Here is an 18,534-nt window from a genome sequence, read left to right as displayed (position 1 = left end):
CTTATCCTTCCACGATTTCCATCGTGTGCGTGATCTCGGCGGTCTTCGCCAGCATGATCGACGCCGAGCAGTACTTGTCGTGCGACAGCGTGATCGCGCGCTCCACCGTCGCCGGATTCAGGTTGCGGCCCGTCACCACGAAATGGAAATTGATGCGCGTGAACACCTTCGGGTCCTCGTTCGCCCGCTCGGCCTCGAGCTTGACGCTGCAGCCGCGCACGTCCTGGCGCCCGCGCTTGAGAATCAGCACCACGTCATAGGCCGTGCAGCCGCCGGTACCCAGCAACACCATTTCCATCGGGCGCGGCGCAAGGTTGTTGCCGCCGCCGTCGGGTGCGCCGTCCATCGCCACGATATGGCCGCTGCCGGTCTGGGCCACGAAGCTCATGCCTTCCGGGCCCATCCATGTCACTTTGCATTCCATTGTGTTCGTTCCTTGTCTGTTTCCAATATGGTGGCGAATCTTGCCATCCGCAACGCCTTATCATCGTTCCCCACCGACGGATGGCAGGGATTTCCCGCATTTTTTGGAGGGTTTCCTCTACTGTCGCGAATGCGCATCATCGGCGCTGTTTCGCTAAGTCATTGTTTATAAAGACACTCACAGGCCAATGAGTGTCTTATTCAGCATTCTATAATGCGAAATTCAATTTCGCAGTGTAAATTCCCTTGCGCCCGCAAGACCCGGCTGTATAATTCGAAGCATTGAACGACGACGCGCTGGTGTGCGAAACCGAACCTCGGCATCGAGCCCTTCGGCACCGAACCCCCTTCGTCGATCTCCCAGTGTCTCCTCCACCCTCCTCCTTTGGTGGATTCGAACCCAAGCCTAAGCCGCTTGGGTTTTTTTTCGCACATTGCTTGTACGCGCCGACAAGCCCGCAGTATAATCGACGACTTTTCCGGTCGTTGCCCCCGGAAAAAGAGCAGTGACAGGCAGTACCGACAGGACGCTAAAACGGCGACCGTCATATCGGGCAGCATTTCTACGATTCAGGAAAAATCATGAAGACCTTTTCCGCCAAGCCTCATGAGGTAAAGCGCGACTGGTACGTGATTGACGCGACGGACAAGGTCCTCGGCCGTGTTGCCAGCGAAGTGGCACGCCGACTGCGCGGCAAGCACAAGCCGGAGTTCACCCCGCACGTCGATACTGGCGATTACATCATCATCGTCAACGCGGCGAAGCTGCGCGTCACGGGTACCAAGGAACAAGACAAGAAGTACTATCGCCATTCGGGTTACCCGGGCGGTATCTACGAAACGACGTTCGGCAAGATGCAGCAGCGTTTCCCGGGCCGTGCCCTGGAAAAGGCTGTCAAGGGCATGCTGCCGAAGGGCCCGCTGGGCTATGCGATGATCAAGAAGCTGAAGGTTTACGCCGAAGCCGAGCATCCGCATGAAGCACAGCAGCCTAAGACGCTGGACATCTAAGGGGGCCAATCCATGATCGGTAACTGGAATTACGGCACTGGCCGCCGCAAGAGCGCTGTGGCTCGTGTCTTCATCAAGTCGGGCAAGGGCGATATCATCGTCAACGGCAAGCCTATCCAGGAATATTTCGCTCGCGAAACGTCCCTGATGATCGTGCGTCAGCCGCTGGAACTGACCGCTCACGCTCAGACCTTCGACATCAAGGTCAACGTGAACGGCGGTGGCGAAACCGGCCAGGCCGGTGCGGTGCGCCACGGTATCACCCGCGCACTGATCGACTACGACGCCACGCTGAAGTCGGCACTGTCGAAGGCAGGCTACGTGACCCGCGACGCGCGTGAAGTCGAGCGTAAGAAGGTCGGTCTGCACAAGGCACGTCGCCGCAAGCAGTTCTCGAAGCGTTGATGCGCCATCGCAGGGTCCGGTCTTCCGGATACTGCGAGGTCAGAAAAACCGCACGCCTCGCGTGCGGTTTTTTTTCGTTCCGCTTCTGACCGAACGTGGCAATTTCGCCGAATCAGCTGAAAGTGTTGCCAAATCCGGCGCCTGTCATGATTTTGGAGGGATAATGCACGCCCGCCGAGACATTTGCGGCGCAGTAGCAGGAGATCGCATGAAATACCGGCCGCTGCGTCCACGCAGAGGCTTGCGCGGCTCGCGTGCCGTGATTCGCGCGCACCGTCCGTGGCGTAGCTGGATGATGGGTGCCGTGCTGTTGCTCGCCATTGGCGCGGGCCTGGCCGTATGGGCCTACGACGCGGGGCATCGCCCGACGTCCGCGCCCGAGACCGGTGCCGCGAATGCCGGGCAGCCCGTGCCGGCCCAGGCCGAACTGCTCGCCCAGCTGAAGGCGGCCACCGACGAGCGCGACCGGTTGCGCGCGGGGGCCGATACGGCCGAGGCCGAACTGCGAATGGCCCGTGCCGCGCAGGAACGGCTCGCGGAGCAGCTGAAGGCCGCGGAGGCCGAGACCGCGCAGCTCAAGGAGGACCTCGGGTTCTTCGAGACGCTGCTGCCGGCCACTGGCGACACCTCGGGCGTGCATGTGCGCAGCTTTCGCGTGACGCGCGACGAGGCACAACCGCATGCCCTGCATTACCGGCTGCTCGTCATGCAGGGCGGGTCGCGCGCATTCGTGCCGCAGCCGGAATTCCAGGGCAACCTGGAATTCACGATCTCGGCAATGCGCGCGGGCAAGCCGACGATGCTGGCGGTGCCGCAGGCCGGGGGGCCGGGGCTGCCGCCGGTGAAGTTCCAGCATTACCAGCGGATCGAGGGCGATCTGCCGGTTCCGCAGGATGCGGAGATCCGGTCGGTGTCGGTGCGCATCGTCCAGAACGGGCAGGTCCGCGCGGTGCAGTCGGCCGCGCCGTAGGAAGCAGGACGCAGGAAGCAGGAAAGCGATTCAGGAGAAAACAACATGTTCTCGAAGAAGAAAGGTTTGTCCATCGACACGCTGATCGGCGCGGATACCGTGATCGTGGGCGATGTGACGTTTGCCGGGGGATTGCGACTGGATGGCCGTGTGCGTGGCAACGTGACGGGCACCGAGGGCAAGCCGAGCATGCTCGTATTGAGCGAGAAGGCAGTGATCGAGGGCGAAGTGCGCGTCGGTCATCTGATTCTCAACGGCAGTGTGACCGGTCCGGTACATGCGGCCGAATTGCTCGAACTCCAGCCGAATGCGCGGGTCTATGGAGAAGTGCATTACGCAGCGCTGGAAATGCATCAGGGCGCGCTGGTCGAGGGCCGCCTCGTGCCGCTGTCGCAAAGCGAGCCGAAGGCGCTGCCGAACCTGTCGGCCCCCGCCGCCGTCGCGGCCGAGCTCGTGGAAGCCGACCGCAAGGATGTATCCCCCGAGCCCAGTGCCCCTTGAAAGCGAGGGGTTTCGGCACGATCTTTCCGATGCGCTTAGAATACGAGCGTATCTAACTAGGAGAACCCCCCATGAACGCAGTCGCAGAGGCACCCGTAACCGAGGACGTGCCGGCACCGTTCGTCTTTACCGACAGCGCAGCCGACAAGGTCAAGCAATTGATCGAGGAAGAGGGCAACGCCGACCTGAAGCTGCGCGTGTTCGTGCAGGGCGGTGGCTGCTCCGGCTTCCAGTACGGCTTCACGTTCGATGAAGACGTGAACGAAGACGACACCACGCTGAACAAGAACGGCGTCACGCTGTTGATCGACTCGATGAGCTACCAGTACCTGGTCGGCGCCGAGATCGACTACAAGGAAGACATCAATGGCGCCCAGTTCGTGATCAAGAACCCGAACGCCAGCACGACCTGCGGCTGCGGTTCGTCGTTCTCGGTCTGAACGTTCCCGCCTCAAAGAAAAAGCGCACCCTGCGGTGCGCTTTTTTTTTGTCCGGGCCCCTTTATCTGGGATACAGCGCGCCAAGCACGCGCGGCCCCGCCGCGCCGGTGACCGTGGGCACATTGCCGGGCGCGCGATGCACACACTGGCGCGCGAGCCACGCAAATGCGATGGCCTCGACCTGGGTCACGGGCACGCCGAAATCGTCGGTCGTCTGCACGCTCACACCCGGCAGCAACTGCGCAAGCCGCGCCATGACGAAGCCATTGCGCGCGCCGCCGCCGCAGACGATGAGCCGGCGCGCGTCGGCCGCGTGGCGCCGGACATCGCGCGCGATCGCTTCCGCCGTCAGCACGGCCAGCGTGGCCTGCACATCGGCGGGGGCCGGCACGCGCGAACCGCACGCATCGAGGCAATCCTGGAGCCAGTGGCGGTGGAACAGATCGCGGCCCGTGCTCTTGGGCGGCGGCATGCGGAAATACGGTTCATCGAGGCAGCGGGCCAGCAGCGTGGCATCGACCTGACCGCTGGCGGCCCACTGGCCGTCCTCGTCGAACGGCGCGCCGCGATGCCGCTGGATCCAGTCGTCGAGCAGCGCATTGCCGGGGCCGCAGTCGAAACCCGACACCGGACGGCCCGTCCCAGCCGCGGGCACGATGCTGATATTCGAGATGCCCCCGATATTGCAGATCACGCGCGTTTCGTCCGGCGCGCCGAACAGCGCCGCGTGCAGAGCGGGAACGAGCGGTGCGCCCTGGCCGCCGGCCGCGATATCGCGGCTGCGGAAGTCGGCGATGACGTCGATGCCGGTCAGCTCGGCCAGCAGCGCCGGATGCTGGCTCTGGCGCGTATAGCCGATGCCGTCGTACTGGCCGGGACGATGGCGAATGGTCTGGCCATGCGCGCCAATGGCGGTCACCGCGCCGGCCTCGGTCTCCGCTATGCGCAACAGCGTGGCCACGCACGCCGCGTACACACGGGCCAGCGCGTTCGCGGCCATGGCTTCGCGGTGGATCTCGTCATCGCCCGGTTGCTGGAGTGCGCCGAACGCTTCGCGCAGTTCGGCCGGAAACGGCGCGTGCGCCGCCGCGCGGACCACGGGGCGCGGGCCGGACAGGTCCACGAGCACGCCGTCCGCCCCGTCCATGCTGGTGCCCGACATCAGGCCGATATAGCAATCCGTGGGCACTGCGGACGGTGCGGTCATGTCAGTTGGCGGCGGTCAGGACGTTGTAGGTGCGCAGTGCGTTGATGCGGCCCAGCATGCTGCTGGTGTAGCTCAGGAATTCCTGGCGGGCCTTGCCGGTCAGCGCCGGCGCTTCCATCAGCGTGATGGTCAGCGGATTCTGCGGCACATCGTTGTAGCGGAATTCGTAGTGCAGATGGGGGCCCGTGGCCCAGCCCGTCTGGCCGACGTAGCCGATGACCTCGCCCTGCGACACGTGCTGGCCCTGCCGCAGCGTGGCAAAGCGCGACAGATGCGCGTAGTAGGTCGAGTAGCCGCCCGCGTGCTCGAGCACGACGATATTGCCGTAGCCGTTCTGCTGGCCCACGAAGTCCACCGTGCCGTCGCCCGAAGCGAAGACCTTGGTGCCCTGCGGCGCGGCGAAGTCCACGCCCTTGTGCTGGGCCCACTGGTGATGCAGCGGATGGTCGCGGCCGCCGAAGCCCGACGACACGCGCGAGAACTCGATCGGCGAACGCAGGAACGGACGCTTCATGCTGCGGCCGTCGAACGTGTAATAGCCGCCCTGGCCGCCGTCTTCGGGCGCGAACCACAGCGCCTGGTGTAGCGAGTTCCGGTTGATGAGCTCGACCGCGATCACGCGGCCGTTGCGCACGAACGTGCCGTCGCGAAAGCCGGCTTCGAAGATGATGCGGAAGCGGTCGCCGCTGGCGATGTCGTGATGAAAGTCGATGACGCCCGAGAAGATCGAGATCATCTGCGCGACGATCTCGTCCGGCACGTTGGCCGCGTCCATCGCCTTGAAGAAGCCGCGCCCGTCGATCGCGCCCGACGCCATGTCGTAGCGCAGGTCGTTATCGACGGTGTTGATACGTGCCTTGTACGTGTATTCGCCATCGGCCTTGACCGGGGCGACGCGCTCGATCACGAGCTCGCGCGACGAGGCGGCGTCGCCACCGAGGTTCGCCTGCAGCGAGACCAGCAGGTTGTCGTCATCGACCTGGGCCTGCACGATCTGGCCCGGCGCGAGGTCGAACAGCCCGCGCGCGGTGCGGTTCTTGACGATAAAGGCCTGCGCGTCGGGATCGTCCACGCCCAGGCGGCGGAGCAGGGCGGCGATGGTGTCACCGCGCTGCATGTGTTCCTGGCGGATATAGACGCCGCTGTCAGCGTCGGTCAGCTGCGCGAGCTGCTGGCGCAGATCGGGCAGGCGCATCGATTCCTGGACGCGGGGCGCCTCGGGGTCGTCATAGGCATTGCGGGGCGCCACGCCCATCGCCGCGGCCATGCCGAGCGTGAACACGGTACCGACGGAAGCCGTCAGCTGCTTGCGCCGGCGCGCATGCAGAGGATTGGTGGGGTCGACGAGCACCACCAGCTCGCGCGCGAAAACTTCGCGGAGTCTGGACCACATCACGTAAAATTCACTCTTTGTAACGGGCACGCGTCCGCAACGATGTGTGTCGTCTGCCTTCCTCCCCCGAGGTGCGGCACGGCCTTGATTGTTTGCCGCCTACCCTACAATGGCGGTTTGGCGCCTGGCACGCGAGACTCATGGGTCTCTGCTCTTCGGCGACATAGAAAGCGCGGATTATACCAGAGAAAATTTTGGTTGCCAGCGCGGATTTTCCATGTATTTCAACGACTTACGTCATGACTGATGTTTCCCCGGCCGTCGCGGCCAAATATCCCCTGACACCGTCGGTGATGCAGGCGCTGGAGATCTCCAGGCGCGGCTGCGACGAACTGCTGATCGAGGCCGAGTGGGCGCAGAAGCTTGCCCGCAGCGAAGCCACGGGCGTGCCGCTGCGGATCAAGCTCGGTCTGGACCCCACCGCGCCCGACATCCACCTCGGCCATACCGTGGTGCTGAACAAGCTGCGGCAACTGCAGGATCTCGGCCATCAGGTCATCTTCCTCATCGGCGATTTCACCTCCACCATCGGCGATCCGTCCGGGCGGAACTCCACGCGTCCGCCGCTCACGCGCGAGCAGATCGAGGCCAACGCCCAGACCTATTACCGCCAGGCGAGCCTCGTGCTCGATCCGGACCGTACCGAGATCCGCTACAACAGCGAATGGTGCGATCCGCTCGGCGCGCGCGGCATGATCCAGCTCGCGGCCAAGTACACGGTGGCGCGGATGATGGAGCGCGACGACTTCACCAAACGGTTCCGGTCTGGGATTCCGATTTCGGTGCATGAGTTCCTTTACCCGTTGATGCAGGGCTACGATTCGGTCGCGCTCAAGGCCGACCTCGAGCTGGGCGGCACCGACCAGAAGTTCAACCTGCTGGTGGGCCGCGCCCTGCAGCAGGAGTACGGGCAGGAGCCGCAGTGCATTCTCACCATGCCGCTGCTCGTGGGGCTCGACGGCGTGGAGAAGATGTCGAAGTCGAAGAACAACTACATCGGCGTGACCGAGGCACCGAACGACATGTTCGGCAAGCTCATGAGCATCTCGGACGACCTGATGTGGCAGTACTTCACGCTGCTGTCGTTCCGCCCGATGAGCGAGATCGACCTGATGAAGCAGGAGATCGCGCTGGGCCGCAATCCGCGCGAATGCAAGGTGGCGCTCGCGCAGGAGATCGTCACGCGCTTCCATAGCGCGGAGGCGGCCGAGCGCGCGCTCGAGGACTTCAATCACCGCGCGCGCGGCGGCATTCCGGACGATATCCCCGAGGTGCAGCTCGCGGGCGCGCCGCTCGGCATCGGCCAACTGCTGAAGCAGGCCAACCTCGTGCCCTCGACCTCGGAGGCAAACCGCAACATCGAGCAGGGCGGCGTCAAGATCGACGGTGCCGTCGTGAGCGACAAGGGCACCAGGGTGGAAGCCGGCACGTACGTGGTACAGGTCGGCAAGCGCCGCTTCGCGCGCGTCACGCTGGCATGATCGCGCTGATCCAGCGCGTCTCGCAGGCGCGCGTCACCGTTGGCGGCCGCACCACCGGCGAGATCGGCGCTGGGCTGCTCGCGCTCGTCTGCGCGGAGCGCGGCGATACGGAGAGCCAGGCCGAGCGCCTGCTGGCCAAGCTGCTCGCGTACCGCGTGTTCTCCGACGACGCGGGCAAGATGAACCTGTCCGTGCAGAACATCGATGGACACGGCAACGCGGGCGGGCTGCTCGTGGTGTCGCAGTTCACGCTGGCCGCCGATACCAACAGCGGCACGCGTCCGAGCTTCACGCCGGCCGCGTCGCCCGAGGATGGCCGGCGCCTCTACGATCATTTCGTGGCGCGGGCACGCGCCGCGCACCCGACGGTGGAGACCGGCGAGTTCGGCGCGATGATGCAGGTCAGCCTGACCAACGACGGTCCCGTGACATTCTGGCTGCGCGTGCCTCCGGGCGCCGCGGCGTCCTGAACCCCGAACGACCGAAGGAGCATCCGATGAAACTCTGGAGCAAGGCTTTCGCCGACAACGCGCCGATTCCCGGCGAGTTCGCCTTCTGCGTGCCCGATGCGGCCACGCACGTGACGCTGTCCACGAACCGCAACCCCGATCTGCACTGGGACGACGTGCCGCACGGCACGCGTTCGTTCGTGCTGGTCGTGCACGATCCCGACGTGCCCAGCAAGGGCGACGACGTGAACCAGGAAGGCCGCGAGGTGCCGGCCTCGCTGCCGCGCGTGGACTTCTACCATTGGGTGCTCATCGACATTCCGCCCGGCCTGAACACGATTTCGGCCGGCACGCACAGCGACGGCGTGATCGCGCGCGGCAAGCCGGGCCCCGAGGCGCTGGTCGGCACGGCGACCGCCGGCGGTCTGCGTCACGGTGTGAACGACTACACGGGCTGGTTCGCGAACGATCCGGACATGAAGGGCGACTACTACGGGTATGACGGCCCGTGCCCGCCGTGGAACGATGCGATCCAGCATCGCTACGTGTTCACCGTGTATGCGCTCGATATCGATCGGCTGCCGATCGAAGGCCGCTTCAACGGCGCGCAGGTGCTGGACGCGATCCAGGGCCACGTGCTGGGGCAGGCCAGCTATACCGGCACCTACACGCTGAACCCGAAGCTTGCTCGCTGAAGCCTGAAGCAAGGCCGCCCCCAAAGGAAATGGCATGTCGTTAAGCACCGGGCCGCTGGCCTTTACCCACCTGATCGTGATCCGCCATGGCGAGACGGCATGGAACCGCGAGCGGCGCCTGCAGGGGCAGCTCGACGTGCCGCTGAACGAGACGGGCGCCGCGCAGGCGCGTGCGCTGGCGGAGGCGCTGACCGGCGAGCCGATCGATGCGGTGTATTCGAGCGACCTCGGCCGCGCGATGCAGACCGCGGCGCCGCTGGCGGCGGCGCTCGGGCTGACCGTGCGCCCCGAGCGGCAACTGCGCGAGCGTTGCTATGGCGTGCTGGAAGGCATGACCTACGCGGAAGTCTCGGAGCAGCGGCCCGAGGATTTCGCGCGGTGGCAGGCGCGCGTGCCCGACTACGCGCCCGAGCGCGGCGAATCGCTGCGCGCGTTTCAGGACCGCGCGGTGGAGATCGCGCTGTCGCTGTCGCGCCGGCACCCCGGCGAGCGGATCGCGCTGGTCGCGCACGGCGGTGTGCTGGACTGCCTCTATCGCGAGGCGACGGGCATGACGCTGGAAGCGCCGCGCCAGCACGAACTGCTCAACGCGAGCGTCAACCGGCTGCGTTGCGACACGGCCCACCTGACGCTGCTGCAGTGGGGCGACGTGAGCCATCTGGCGGCCATGACGCTCGACGAGGTGGACCGCCGCGTTCCCTGAGGCCCGAGGCGCGCCCCGCGGCCTACATGCCCTACACCGCCCTACACGCCCTACACGCCCTACACGCGCAGACGAAACGGCGTGAAGTTCGTATCGCGGTCGAACCAGTCCTCGTTCTCCGCGCGCTTGAGGAAGTTCACGACCTTGTAGGTCACGGGCGTCATCACGACTTCCCACATCGTCTTCAGCACGTACTGCGCGATCGCCACCTGGATGACCTCGTGCAGGGGCCAGACCCCGTAGAACGCGATGATGTAGAACAGCGACGAATCGACGAGCTCGCCCGCGAGCGTCGAGCCGATCGTGCGCGACCATAGCCAGCGGCCGCCGGTCCACAGCTTCATCTTCGCCAGCACGAAGCTGTTGGCGAAGCTCCCGCAGCAGAAGGCGATCAGCGAGCCGAGCGCGATGCGCCAGGTGTTGCCGAACACGTCCTGCAGGCTCTTCTGGTAGTCGGCCATGAACGGCGCCACCGGCATCCTCAGCACCACGAAGCTCATGAACGTCGCGAACGCCAGCGCGGCAAAGCCCGCCCATACCACGCGCCGGTCGCGGCCGTAACCGTAGACCTCGGTCAGCACGTCGCCAAAGATGTACGAGATGGGGAAGAACAGCACGCCCGCGCCGAATGTCACCGTGCCGATGACGGGCAGCGTGACCTGGGCCGCCTTGGCCGCGCCGATCAGGTTCGAGCACAGCAGCACCGTGACGAATGCCACCATCACGAGGTCGTAGTACCGGTAGACGCGGCCCGTATGCGGGGCGGAGGGCGTGCCGGTGCGAGGCGGGGCGGGGGTGGTGATGGGTTCGGGCATCGTCGGGGTCCGGTCCGAGGGGACGTTCGCGCGATTATGCCGGGAACTGCGGAGAGACGCCCGCCCCTCTCTCCGCGGGACGGAAGAGAGGGGGCGCCGGGTGGATTACAGCGAGAGCTTGCTGATCTTCGAGCCGTCGAGCGAGGCGTCGAACATCAGCCCCGCGTTGGTCTGCACGAAGCCGATCACGGGCTGCTGGCCCGTTACCGTATCGATCTTGCCATTGGCGCCGATCTTGGCCAGCGCCACGCTCGCATCGGCCCCGACCGTCCAGCCGCTGCTCTGGACGAACTTGTTGTAGGCCTCGGGCGTCATGAACATGATGATGACGGCTTTGGACTGGCCCCCCGCGGTCAGGCCGAACGATGCCGCGATGGTGCGGTAGTAGCCGACCGTGGCACCCTTCGCGCGCAGCGCGCCGTCGCCATACGCGCCGCCGACCACGAGGCCGCCGGACAGCACGCGCGGAAACACGAGGATCCCCTGCGCCTTGTTGCCCAATTCCCGCGACCCGTCCACCGAGCCGTAGAGCCGGTTGAGCGCGCCGTCCACGCCGGCATCGATTTCCTGGCGTTTGGCGGCCGCATCGGATGGCGAATCCGGCCCGGTCGTCGTGCAGCCCGCCGCGAACGCGGTGGCGACGACAAGACCCGATGCCGTGACGCGGGTCACGAACTGACGTCGATTCATGGCTGACCTCCCTTGGTGAGCCGGCGCGGCCTAGCCCGCGGACGGCGACTTGACGCTGATCGCGATGACCTCGCGCAGCACGATCTTGACCATCTGCCCCACCTTGATCGAGGCGAGGTCGATGGCCGGATCCTGAACCTTGACCGTGCGCAGGTTCTCGCGCGGACCGCGGAACGTGAGCGTGCGCGCGTTGGCATCGACGCGCGTGACCTGGCCGGTGACCGTGGTCGTGACCTCTCGCGTCAGGCCGGGCTTGCCGCCTTCCGCCGCGCGCGAGGTGCGTTCGACCTGCTCCGCCATAGCCACATCCTTGCTGCCGACGGGCTCGAGCCCCGCGACGAGTACCGCGCCGCGCGTGAGCGTCACGATATCGCCCTTGCGGATATTGCCGAAGTTGCGCGCCTCGTCGCCGGCCACGAGCTCCACGACATTGCCGCGCGGACCCTGCACGAGGACGGCCTTGGTGTCGGGATCGATGTCGATGACCTTGCCGCTGATGACGGCTTCTTCGGCGATGCCGACGGCCGGCGGTGTCTTCGGTTGCGCGTGCGCGGTGGCCGCGCCGAGGGCCAGGGCGGCGACCAGCGCGACAGGGAGCAGGCGGAAGGGAAGTCGGAACGAGGGGACCATGGTTGCATCGCGCGCAGGGCGCGAGTGATTGGGAGTCGATGCAGACCATTGTGGACAACCGGGCAGAGGCCGGCAATCCACTTCGAAAAAATTTGCGGCGAATCCTAAATCGTTTAACTCGGAGTCTGATCGGGGCGCCTGGATGAAACTCAGGGCGCGTCGAACAGCTCGCCGCCGCCCTGCGGCGACGCCAGGCCGAAGTGACGATAGGCGGACGCGGTGGCCACGCGGCCGCGCGGGGTGCGTTGCAGATAGCCCTGCTGGATCAGGTAGGGCTCGAGCACATCCTCGATGGTGTCGCGCTCCTCGCCGATCGCGGCCGCGAGGTTGTCGATGCCGACCGGCCCGCCGCCAAACTTGTGCAGCACGGCCTCGAGCAGCTTGCGGTCCATGAGGTCGAAGCCGACGCTATCGACGTCGAGCATCGCGAGCGCCGCATCGGCGATCTTGCGCGTGATGGTGCCGTCGCCCTTGACCTCGGCGTAGTCGCGCACGCGCCGCAGCAGGCGGTTGGCGATCCGCGGCGTACCGCGCGCGCGGCGCGCGATCTCGAGCGAGCCTTCGGGATCGATCCGCGCGCCGAGCAACTGCGACGAGCGCGTGACGATGCGCGCGAGTTCCTCGGCCGTGTAGAACTCGAGCCGCGCCACGATGCCGAAGCGGTCGCGCAGCGGATTGGTCAGCATGCCCGCGCGCGTGGTGGCGCCGACGAGCGTGAACGGCTGCAGGTCGAGCTTGACCGATCGCGCGGCCGGCCCTTCGCCGATCATGATGTCGATCTGGTAGTCCTCGAGCGCCGGATACAGGATTTCCTCGACGACCGGCGAGAGCCGGTGGATTTCGTCGATAAACAGCACGTCGTTGGCTTCGAGGTTCGTCAGCAGCGCGGCGAGGTCGCCCGGCCGCTCGAGCACCGGGCCCGATGTCTGGCGCAGGCTGACGCCCATCTCGCGCGCGATGATGTGGGCCAGCGTGGTCTTGCCGAGGCCCGGCGGCCCGAACAGCAGCACGTGGTCCAGCGCCTCGCGGCGGTTGCGCGCCGCGTGCATGAAGATATCGAGCTGGTTGCGGACCTTTTCCTGCCCGACATACTCGTCCAGCAGCTTCGGGCGCAGCGCGCGCTCGAACGCTTCTTCCTGCGTGGAAGCGGGAGTAGCCGCTATCACACGTTCGGTGCCGCGTTCGGGGGCGCGCTCGGCGCCGGTGAGCTTGTCGGTTTCGATCATGCCGCTATTCTACTCGCGCGCACCGGCCGTCAGCCCCTGGACAGCGCCTTGAGCGCGAGCTTGATGCCGTCGGATACGCCGGTACCGGCCGGGACCTGCTTGATGGCCAGCGTCGCTTCCTTCTCGGAGTACCCCAGCGCCAGCAGCGCGTTGAGGATGTCCACGGCCGAATCGGGCACCGGGGTGCTGCCCGGCGCATGGCCCAGTTCCGCGCCCAGCTTGCCCTTGAGCTCGAGCATCAGCCGTTCCGCGGTCTTCTTGCCGATGCCGGGAATGCGCGTGAGGCGGCCCGCTTCCTGCAGCGTGACGGCCTGCGCGAGTTCGGTCACCGACAGCCCCGACAGCACCGCGAGTGCCATGCGCGCGCCGATGCCCGTGATCTTGATGAGCTCGCGGAACGTATTGCGCTCCGCCGCCGTGCCGAAGCCGTACAGCAGATGGGCGTCCTCGCGCACGATCAGCTGCGTCAGCAGCGTGACGGGCTGGCCCACCTGCGGGAGGTTGTAGAACGTGCTCATCGGCACATCGACTTCGTAGCCGACGCCGTGGCAGTCGACGAGCAGATGCGGGGGATTCTTTTCGAGGAGCGTGCCTGCGATTCTTCCAATCATGTTTTCCTGGGGGCTGCGTGTCAGGGTGCGGGGGCATCGACCGCGCGGCGGCCGAGGGCGGGGTCGTCGGTGAAGAAACCGTCGACACCCGCGGCGATAAAGGCGTCGAGCTCGCGCACCATGCCATTGGGATTGCGTGTGGCCGGGTCGCCGGCGACCTGCAACGGCTTCGGCAGGAAGTTGTTCTCGGGGCGGAACGTGTACGGATGCACGACGAGGTTCGCCGCATGGGCGTCGCGAATCAGCGCCGTGGGCGCACCGATCGCGCCGCCCGCATTGCGTGCCATCACGAGGCTCTTCTCGGGGCCGATACCGTTGGCGTAGGTGGCGACTTCACGCAGGCCAAGCGGCGTGAGCATGGCCGCGTACGTGCGCGTGTCGCCCGCCAGCCGCCAGTCGGCGGGACGCGTGCCCGCGCCGCCGATCAGCTGCGTGAGGCGCACGTTGGGCATCGAAGTGCCGAGCAGGCGCCGGACATTGCGCAGCGCGCCGGATTCGAACGACTGGATGTACACCGGCGCGGTGCGGGTGTACGGATTCGCCTGCAGCGCCGCGACGAGCTTTTCCTCGAGCGGCAGGCCGATGCCGCGGAAATAGCTCGGATGCTTGAGTTCGGGGTAGATGCCGACGGGGCGGCCACGCTTCTGCGCGCCCTGGCTGGCCAGCTTCACGATCTCGTCGAACGTGGCGATCTCGAACTGGTCGTCGTAGCGCGCGTTCGCCGGACGCAGCTTGGGAATGCGTTCGCGCGCGCGCAGGGTCTTCAGCTCCGCGAGCGTGAAGTCTTCCGTGAACCAGCCCGTCAGGCGCTCGCCATCGACGACCTTGATGCGCCGGCGGTCCGCGAACTGCGGCAGCGTGGAAACGTTCGTGGTGCCCGTGATGTCGTTCTCGTGGCGCGAGACCAGCACGCCATCCTTCGTGGCGACGAGATCGGGTTCGATGAAGTCCGCACCGTCGTCGATCGCCTTGCCGTACGACGCGAGCGTGTGCTCGGGCCGCAATGCGCTGGCGCCGCGATGGCCGATCACGAGCGGCTTCGCCTTCGGTACGTCGGGGGCCTCGGGCGCGGCAGGGGCCGATACGCCAGACTGCGGCGGCGTGGAGACACAGGCTGCGAGCAACAGGGTCGCGGCGGCCGTTGCGATGGCGGCGAGCGGCGCGCGTCGTCGGAAAGCGTTCACGTTCGGAGTCCGGAAGCGTAAAAGGGGGGGTTAGCCGACAAGGCGGCCGCGGCGCACGCGCATGCCCTTGCGCACGAGCTCGGGCGCGAGGCCGGAGAGGGTTTGCAGCGTATCGCCGCCGTTGGCATGGCAGATCGCCACGCCGAGGGCATCGGCCGCATCGGAGCCGGGACGCCCCGATAACGACAGCAGCCGCGTGACCATTTCCTGCACCTGCTCCTTGTTGGCGCGGCCATAGCCCACCACGGCGACCTTGAGCTGCAGCGCCGTGTATTCGAAGACGGGCAGCCCATGGCCGACGAGGCCGCAGATCGCGGCGCCGCGGGCCTGGCCGAGCATCAGCGTGGATTGGGGATTGACGTTGACGAAGACCTTCTCGATGGCCGCGCAGTCGGGCGCATACACGCGCGTGACCTCGCTGATGCCGTCGAACAACGTCTTGAGGCGTTCGGGCAGGCTGGAGTCGCCGTTGCTCTTGATGGTCCCCGAGGCGACGTAGGCAAGCCGGTTGCCGTGCTTCTCGATGACGCCGAAGCCGGTGGTCCGAAGGCCGGGGTCGATGCCCAGGATACGCATGGAGGAGTCGGGAGCGGATGGAATAGGGCGTAGTGTAACGCCGCGTCCGCTCCCGGGGGCAGGCTTAGTGGCGGAAGTGGCGGGTGCCGGTGAGCACCATCGCGATATTGCGCTCGTCGGCTGCGGCGATGACTTCGTCGTCGCGCACGGAACCGCCCGGCTGGATCACGCAGGTGGCGCCGGCGTCCACGACCACGTCGAGGCCGTCACGGAACGGGAAGAACGCGTCCGATGCCACGGCCGAACCGGCCAGCGTGAGGCCGGCATTCTGCGCCTTGATGCTGGCGATGCGCGCCGAGTCCACGCGGCTCATCTGGCCCGCGCCGACGCCGAGCGTCATGCCGCCGCCGCAGAACACGATGGCGTTCGACTTCACGAACTTGGCCACGCGCCATGCGAACATCAGATCGTCCAGCTCCTTCGGGGTCGGCTGACGGCGCGTGACCACGCGCAGTTCCGACTGCTGCACGTTGCGCGCGTCCGGGCTCTGCACGAGCAGGCCGCCGCCCACGCGCTTGAGGTCGTACTGGTTGACACCCTTGCCCAGCGGAATCTCGAGCAGGCGCACGTTCTGCTTGGCCGCGAACACGTTGCGCGCCGCGGTGCTGAACGACGGGGCGATCAGCACTTCGACGAATTGTTTCGCTACCGCGTTTGCGGCCGCTTCGTCGAGTTCGACGTTGAACGCGATGATGCCGCCGAAGGCCGACGTCGAATCGGTCTTGAACGCCTTGTCGTAGGCTTCCAGCGCATTCACGCCGAGGGCCACGCCGCACGGGTTGGCGTGCTTGATGATCACGCAGGCGGCACCGGCGGCGGCGTCGAACGACTTCACGCACTCCCACGCGGCATCGGCGTCGGCGATGTTGTTGTACGACAGTTCCTTGCCCTGCAGCTGCACGTAGTTGGCCAGCGCGCCGTCCACGGTCTTCAGGTCGCGGTAGAACGCCGCCGACTGGTGCGGGTTCTCGCCGTAGCGCATTTCCTGCACCTTCTCGAAGGCCAGGTTCAGCGTCTGCGGGTAGGCGCTACGCGTCTGGTGGGCCTTGTCGGCGCCGAGCGAGGTCAGGTAGTTCGTGATCGCGCCGTCGTATTGCGCGGTGTGCGCGAAGACCTTGGTGGCCAGGCGGAAGTTGGTGTCGTAGCCCACCGCGTTGGCGTTCGCGCGCATTTCCTCGAGCACGGGCGCATAGTCGGCCGGATCGACGATCACGGTCACGTCGCGATGATTCTTCGCGGCCGAGCGCAGCATGGTCGGGCCGCCGATATCGATGTTCTCGATCGCGTCCGGCAGCGTGCAGTCGTCCTTCGCCACGGTCTGCTGGAACGGGTAGAGGTTGACCACGAGCAGGTCGATGGTCGGAATATCGTGCTTGGCCAGCGCGGCCATGTGCTCGGGCAGGTCGCGGCGCGCGAGAATGCCGCCGTGCACCTTCGGGTGCAGCGTCTTGACGCGGCCGTCGAGCATTTCCGGGAAACCGGTGTAGTCGGCCACCTCGGTCACCGGCAGGCCGGCGTCGGCCAGCAGCTTGGCGGTACCGCCCGTGGAAAGCAGCACCACGCCGAGCGCATTCAGTTCGCGCGCGAAATCGACGATGCCGGTCTTGTCTGAAACGGAGAGAAGGGCTTGCTTGATCATGATCGGGGGAGACGCTTCAATTCAAAATAATTCGGTTCACAACAAGCCGTGCTGTTGCAGCTTCTTGCGCAGCGTATTGCGATTGATGCCGAGATAGGCGGCGGCGAGCGACTGATTGCGCTCCGTGCGTGCCATCACGGCTTCGAGCAGCGGGCGCTCGACGGCTTCGAGCACCATGTTGTACATGTTCGATGGCTCTTCACCGTCGAGATCGCGAAAGTAGGTATCCAGGCTGTCCCGGATGCATTGGTCGATGGCATTGCGGCTCATGCGGCAAGCAGTTCCCGTTTCTTGTTGTTGTCGGCGGCATCGGGGCCACCGTCGTTGTTGTCGCTGTTTTCGTCCACGTAGACGAGCCGATCGGAGATCATGGCCTGTTCGTCGAAGAACGCGTTCACGGCCTGCAGTTGCGCGTCCGTGGACTCGAGCGTGTTCATGCGATGCCGGAACAGGTTCGCGCCCTTGAGGCCGCGCGTGTACCAGGCGATGTGCTTGCGCGCGGTGCGCACGCCCGTGAACTCGCCATAGAACCCGTAGTGATCGGCCAGATGGTGGTTCATGATCGCGCGGATCTCGGCGACCTCGGGCGACGGCAGCAATTCGCCGGTTGCGAGGAAGTGTTCGATCTCGCGGAACAGCCACGGACGACCCTGTGCCGCGCGGCCGATCATGATGGCATCGGCGCCGGTCACGGCCAGCACGTGGCGGGCCTTCTGCGGCGTGGTGATGTCGCCGTTAGCGACCACCGGAATGCGAACCGACGCCTTGACCGCGGCAATCGTGTCGTACTCGGCCTCGCCGTGATACAGGTCGGCCCGCGTGCGGCCATGGACCGTCAGCATGCTGATGCCCGAGGTTTCCGCGATATGCGCGACGCGCAGCGCGTTGCGATGCTCGCGGTCCCAGCCCGTGCGGATCTTGAGCGTGACGGGTACGCGGTCGCCCACGGCGCCCACCACGGCCTCGACGATGCGCGCGACCAGCGGTTCGTTCTGCAGCAGCGCGGACCCCGCGGCAACGTTGCAGACCTTCTTGGCCGGGCAGCCCATGTTGATGTCGATGATCTGCGCGCCACGATCGACGTTGTAGCGCGCGGCTTCGGCCATCATGCCGGGTTCGGCCCCGGCGATCTGGACCGAGATCGGTTCCACCTCGCCGGCATGGTTCGCGCGGCGCATGGTCTTCTCGCTCTTCCAGAGCTGCGCGTTGGACGCGACCATCTCGGACACCGCGTAGCCCGCGCCGAGCTGCTTGCACAGCTGGCGGAACGGCCGGTCCGTCACACCGGCCATGGGCGCGACGAACAGGTTGTTGCGGAGACGATGCGGGCCGATCTGCACGATAAGAGCGGGAAAGAAACAGCGATTCACGACCGGCACCCCTGGTACCGGTCGCGGCGATGCACGCGCGGCAGACGTGTCTGGCGTCGGATCGAGCGGAGCAGGATCCGGCAGGCGGCTGGCTGGGAGCGTGTGCGAGGGCGGG

General features: G+C 66.2%; 22 protein-coding genes. 9 read left to right on the top strand and 13 right to left on the bottom strand.

Annotation, left to right across the window (positions count from 1 at the left end; genetic code table 11):
* Position 1 precedes the first annotated feature (1 nt).
* The gene (locus tag FOB72_RS12455) at positions 2 to 424 is read right to left on the bottom strand and encodes an OsmC family protein (RefSeq protein ID WP_109582083.1); all 423 of its coding nucleotides are present in this window, start codon (positions 422 to 424) and stop codon (positions 2 to 4) included.
* Positions 425 to 1,005: 581 nt separating this feature from the next.
* Between FOB72_RS12455 and rplM the strand changes: the two genes are divergently transcribed.
* The 5 genes from rplM to erpA all read left to right on the top strand — a co-directional run bounded on the left by rplM (position 1,006) and on the right by erpA (position 3,750).
* Positions 1,006 to 1,434, top strand: a complete 429-nt coding sequence (gene rplM / locus FOB72_RS12450; protein WP_109582082.1) for a 50S ribosomal protein L13 — start codon at positions 1,006 to 1,008, stop codon at positions 1,432 to 1,434.
* A gap of 12 nt (positions 1,435 to 1,446) precedes the next feature.
* Entirely contained in the window at positions 1,447 to 1,839 is a 393-nt protein-coding gene (gene rpsI / locus FOB72_RS12445) for a 30S ribosomal protein S9 (protein ID WP_150372800.1), read from the top strand.
* Between the two features lie 208 nt (positions 1,840 to 2,047).
* On the top strand, positions 2,048 to 2,809 hold the full coding sequence (locus FOB72_RS12440) for a DUF6776 family protein (protein WP_150372799.1): 762 nt from the start codon (positions 2,048 to 2,050) through the stop codon (positions 2,807 to 2,809).
* 45 nt (positions 2,810 to 2,854) lie between these two features.
* Positions 2,855 to 3,310 carry a polymer-forming cytoskeletal protein gene (locus FOB72_RS12435; RefSeq protein ID WP_150372798.1) on the top strand — a complete coding sequence of 152 codons (456 nt, stop codon included), beginning with the start codon at positions 2,855 to 2,857 and terminating at the stop codon, positions 3,308 to 3,310.
* A gap of 71 nt (positions 3,311 to 3,381) precedes the next feature.
* Positions 3,382 to 3,750 (top strand): iron-sulfur cluster insertion protein ErpA, encoded by a 369-nt coding sequence (gene erpA, locus FOB72_RS12430; protein WP_150372797.1) that lies wholly within the window; start codon positions 3,382 to 3,384, stop codon positions 3,748 to 3,750.
* Positions 3,751 to 3,811: 61 nt separating this feature from the next.
* Here the strand turns inward: erpA and FOB72_RS12425 are convergent, their stop codons facing one another.
* On the bottom strand, positions 3,812 to 4,957 hold the full coding sequence (locus tag FOB72_RS12425) for an anhydro-N-acetylmuramic acid kinase (RefSeq protein ID WP_150372796.1): 1,146 nt from the start codon (positions 4,955 to 4,957) through the stop codon (positions 3,812 to 3,814).
* A 1-nt stretch (position 4,958) separates the two neighbouring features.
* On the bottom strand, positions 4,959 to 6,350 hold the full coding sequence (locus FOB72_RS12420) for a M23 family metallopeptidase (protein ID WP_150372795.1): 1,392 nt from the start codon (positions 6,348 to 6,350) through the stop codon (positions 4,959 to 4,961).
* Positions 6,351 to 6,589: 239 nt separating this feature from the next.
* Between FOB72_RS12420 and tyrS the strand changes: the two genes are divergently transcribed.
* Genes tyrS through FOB72_RS12400 form a run of 4 tightly spaced genes read left to right on the top strand, consistent with a single transcriptional unit; the run spans position 6,590 to position 9,678 of the window.
* Positions 6,590 to 7,831, top strand: coding sequence for a tyrosine--tRNA ligase (tyrS, locus tag FOB72_RS12415; RefSeq protein ID WP_150372794.1), 1,242 nt, complete (start codon positions 6,590 to 6,592; stop codon positions 7,829 to 7,831).
* Complete coding sequence (dtd, locus tag FOB72_RS12410) at positions 7,828 to 8,301, top strand: D-aminoacyl-tRNA deacylase (RefSeq protein ID WP_150372793.1); 474 nt, start codon at positions 7,828 to 7,830, stop codon at positions 8,299 to 8,301. Before tyrS ends, dtd begins: the two co-directional genes overlap by 4 nt.
* Before the next feature lie 26 nt (positions 8,302 to 8,327).
* Positions 8,328 to 8,975 carry a YbhB/YbcL family Raf kinase inhibitor-like protein gene (locus tag FOB72_RS12405; RefSeq protein WP_150372792.1) on the top strand — a complete coding sequence of 216 codons (648 nt, stop codon included), beginning with the start codon at positions 8,328 to 8,330 and terminating at the stop codon, positions 8,973 to 8,975.
* 34 nt (positions 8,976 to 9,009) lie between these two features.
* Positions 9,010 to 9,678 carry a histidine phosphatase family protein gene (locus FOB72_RS12400; protein WP_150372791.1) on the top strand — a complete coding sequence of 223 codons (669 nt, stop codon included), beginning with the start codon at positions 9,010 to 9,012 and terminating at the stop codon, positions 9,676 to 9,678.
* Between the two features lie 59 nt (positions 9,679 to 9,737).
* Here the strand turns inward: FOB72_RS12400 and FOB72_RS12395 are convergent, their stop codons facing one another.
* The 10 genes from FOB72_RS12395 to dusB form a co-directional block, all read right to left on the bottom strand.
* Positions 9,738 to 10,400, bottom strand: coding sequence for a queuosine precursor transporter (locus tag FOB72_RS12395; protein WP_223851516.1), 663 nt, complete (start codon positions 10,398 to 10,400; stop codon positions 9,738 to 9,740).
* A gap of 198 nt (positions 10,401 to 10,598) precedes the next feature.
* Entirely contained in the window at positions 10,599 to 11,183 is a 585-nt protein-coding gene (locus FOB72_RS12390; RefSeq protein ID WP_150372789.1) for a YSC84-related protein, read from the bottom strand.
* Positions 11,184 to 11,213: 30 nt separating this feature from the next.
* Positions 11,214 to 11,813, bottom strand: coding sequence for a hypothetical protein (locus FOB72_RS12385; RefSeq protein ID WP_150372788.1), 600 nt, complete (start codon positions 11,811 to 11,813; stop codon positions 11,214 to 11,216).
* A 149-nt stretch (positions 11,814 to 11,962) separates the two neighbouring features.
* The gene (gene ruvB, locus FOB72_RS12380; protein WP_150372787.1) at positions 11,963 to 13,039 is read right to left on the bottom strand and encodes a Holliday junction branch migration DNA helicase RuvB; all 1,077 of its coding nucleotides are present in this window, start codon (positions 13,037 to 13,039) and stop codon (positions 11,963 to 11,965) included.
* 29 nt (positions 13,040 to 13,068) lie between these two features.
* Positions 13,069 to 13,650 (bottom strand): Holliday junction branch migration protein RuvA, encoded by a 582-nt coding sequence (ruvA, locus tag FOB72_RS12375; protein WP_150372786.1) that lies wholly within the window; start codon positions 13,648 to 13,650, stop codon positions 13,069 to 13,071.
* A gap of 20 nt (positions 13,651 to 13,670) precedes the next feature.
* Positions 13,671 to 14,834, bottom strand: coding sequence for a glycerophosphodiester phosphodiesterase (locus FOB72_RS12370; RefSeq protein ID WP_150372785.1), 1,164 nt, complete (start codon positions 14,832 to 14,834; stop codon positions 13,671 to 13,673).
* A gap of 30 nt (positions 14,835 to 14,864) precedes the next feature.
* On the bottom strand, positions 14,865 to 15,410 hold the full coding sequence (gene ruvC / locus FOB72_RS12365; protein WP_150372784.1) for a crossover junction endodeoxyribonuclease RuvC: 546 nt from the start codon (positions 15,408 to 15,410) through the stop codon (positions 14,865 to 14,867).
* 64 nt (positions 15,411 to 15,474) lie between these two features.
* Entirely contained in the window at positions 15,475 to 17,049 is a 1,575-nt protein-coding gene (gene purH, locus FOB72_RS12360; protein ID WP_150372783.1) for a bifunctional phosphoribosylaminoimidazolecarboxamide formyltransferase/IMP cyclohydrolase, read from the bottom strand.
* 36 nt (positions 17,050 to 17,085) lie between these two features.
* Complete coding sequence (locus tag FOB72_RS12355; protein WP_109582064.1) at positions 17,086 to 17,319, bottom strand: Fis family transcriptional regulator; 234 nt, start codon at positions 17,317 to 17,319, stop codon at positions 17,086 to 17,088.
* The gene (gene dusB / locus FOB72_RS12350; RefSeq protein ID WP_150373884.1) at positions 17,316 to 18,389 is read right to left on the bottom strand and encodes a tRNA dihydrouridine synthase DusB; all 1,074 of its coding nucleotides are present in this window, start codon (positions 18,387 to 18,389) and stop codon (positions 17,316 to 17,318) included. Before dusB ends, FOB72_RS12355 begins: the two co-directional genes overlap by 4 nt.
* Positions 18,390 to 18,534 lie beyond the last annotated feature (145 nt).

The sequence above is a fragment of the Cupriavidus pauculus genome, assembly GCF_008693385.1.
Lineage (GTDB): Bacteria > Pseudomonadota > Gammaproteobacteria > Burkholderiales > Burkholderiaceae > Cupriavidus > Cupriavidus pauculus_D.
Note: the sequence above shows the minus strand (reverse complement) of the source record. Positions and strands in the feature narration are given on the sequence as shown.

Excerpts from the sequence above, each read along its gene's own strand:
- tyrS (WP_150372794.1), top strand. The coding sequence starts at position 6,590 with ATGACTGATGTTTCCCCGGCCGTCGCGGCCAAATATCCCCTGACACCG.
- rplM (WP_109582082.1), top strand. The coding sequence starts at position 1,006 with ATGAAGACCTTTTCCGCCAAGCCTCATGAGGTAAAGCGCGACTGGTAC.
- ruvB (WP_150372787.1), bottom strand. The coding sequence starts at position 13,039 with ATGATCGAAACCGACAAGCTCACCGGCGCCGAGCGCGCCCCCGAACGC.
- FOB72_RS12400 (WP_150372791.1), top strand. The coding sequence starts at position 9,010 with ATGTCGTTAAGCACCGGGCCGCTGGCCTTTACCCACCTGATCGTGATC.
- FOB72_RS12355 (WP_109582064.1), bottom strand. The coding sequence starts at position 17,319 with ATGAGCCGCAATGCCATCGACCAATGCATCCGGGACAGCCTGGATACC.
- FOB72_RS12425 (WP_150372796.1), bottom strand. The coding sequence starts at position 4,957 with ATGACCGCACCGTCCGCAGTGCCCACGGATTGCTATATCGGCCTGATG.
- purH (WP_150372783.1), bottom strand. The coding sequence starts at position 17,049 with ATGATCAAGCAAGCCCTTCTCTCCGTTTCAGACAAGACCGGCATCGTC.
- rpsI (WP_150372800.1), top strand. The coding sequence starts at position 1,447 with ATGATCGGTAACTGGAATTACGGCACTGGCCGCCGCAAGAGCGCTGTG.
- FOB72_RS12440 (WP_150372799.1), top strand. The coding sequence starts at position 2,048 with ATGAAATACCGGCCGCTGCGTCCACGCAGAGGCTTGCGCGGCTCGCGT.
- dtd (WP_150372793.1), top strand. The coding sequence starts at position 7,828 with ATGATCGCGCTGATCCAGCGCGTCTCGCAGGCGCGCGTCACCGTTGGC.
- FOB72_RS12435 (WP_150372798.1), top strand. The coding sequence starts at position 2,855 with ATGTTCTCGAAGAAGAAAGGTTTGTCCATCGACACGCTGATCGGCGCG.
- FOB72_RS12405 (WP_150372792.1), top strand. The coding sequence starts at position 8,328 with ATGAAACTCTGGAGCAAGGCTTTCGCCGACAACGCGCCGATTCCCGGC.
- FOB72_RS12395 (WP_223851516.1), bottom strand. The coding sequence starts at position 10,400 with ATGGTGGCATTCGTCACGGTGCTGCTGTGCTCGAACCTGATCGGCGCG.
- FOB72_RS12455 (WP_109582083.1), bottom strand. The coding sequence starts at position 424 with ATGGAATGCAAAGTGACATGGATGGGCCCGGAAGGCATGAGCTTCGTG.
- erpA (WP_150372797.1), top strand. The coding sequence starts at position 3,382 with ATGAACGCAGTCGCAGAGGCACCCGTAACCGAGGACGTGCCGGCACCG.
- FOB72_RS12390 (WP_150372789.1), bottom strand. The coding sequence starts at position 11,183 with ATGAATCGACGTCAGTTCGTGACCCGCGTCACGGCATCGGGTCTTGTC.
- FOB72_RS12385 (WP_150372788.1), bottom strand. The coding sequence starts at position 11,813 with ATGGTCCCCTCGTTCCGACTTCCCTTCCGCCTGCTCCCTGTCGCGCTG.
- ruvC (WP_150372784.1), bottom strand. The coding sequence starts at position 15,410 with ATGCGTATCCTGGGCATCGACCCCGGCCTTCGGACCACCGGCTTCGGC.
- ruvA (WP_150372786.1), bottom strand. The coding sequence starts at position 13,650 with ATGATTGGAAGAATCGCAGGCACGCTCCTCGAAAAGAATCCCCCGCAT.
- FOB72_RS12420 (WP_150372795.1), bottom strand. The coding sequence starts at position 6,350 with ATGTGGTCCAGACTCCGCGAAGTTTTCGCGCGCGAGCTGGTGGTGCTC.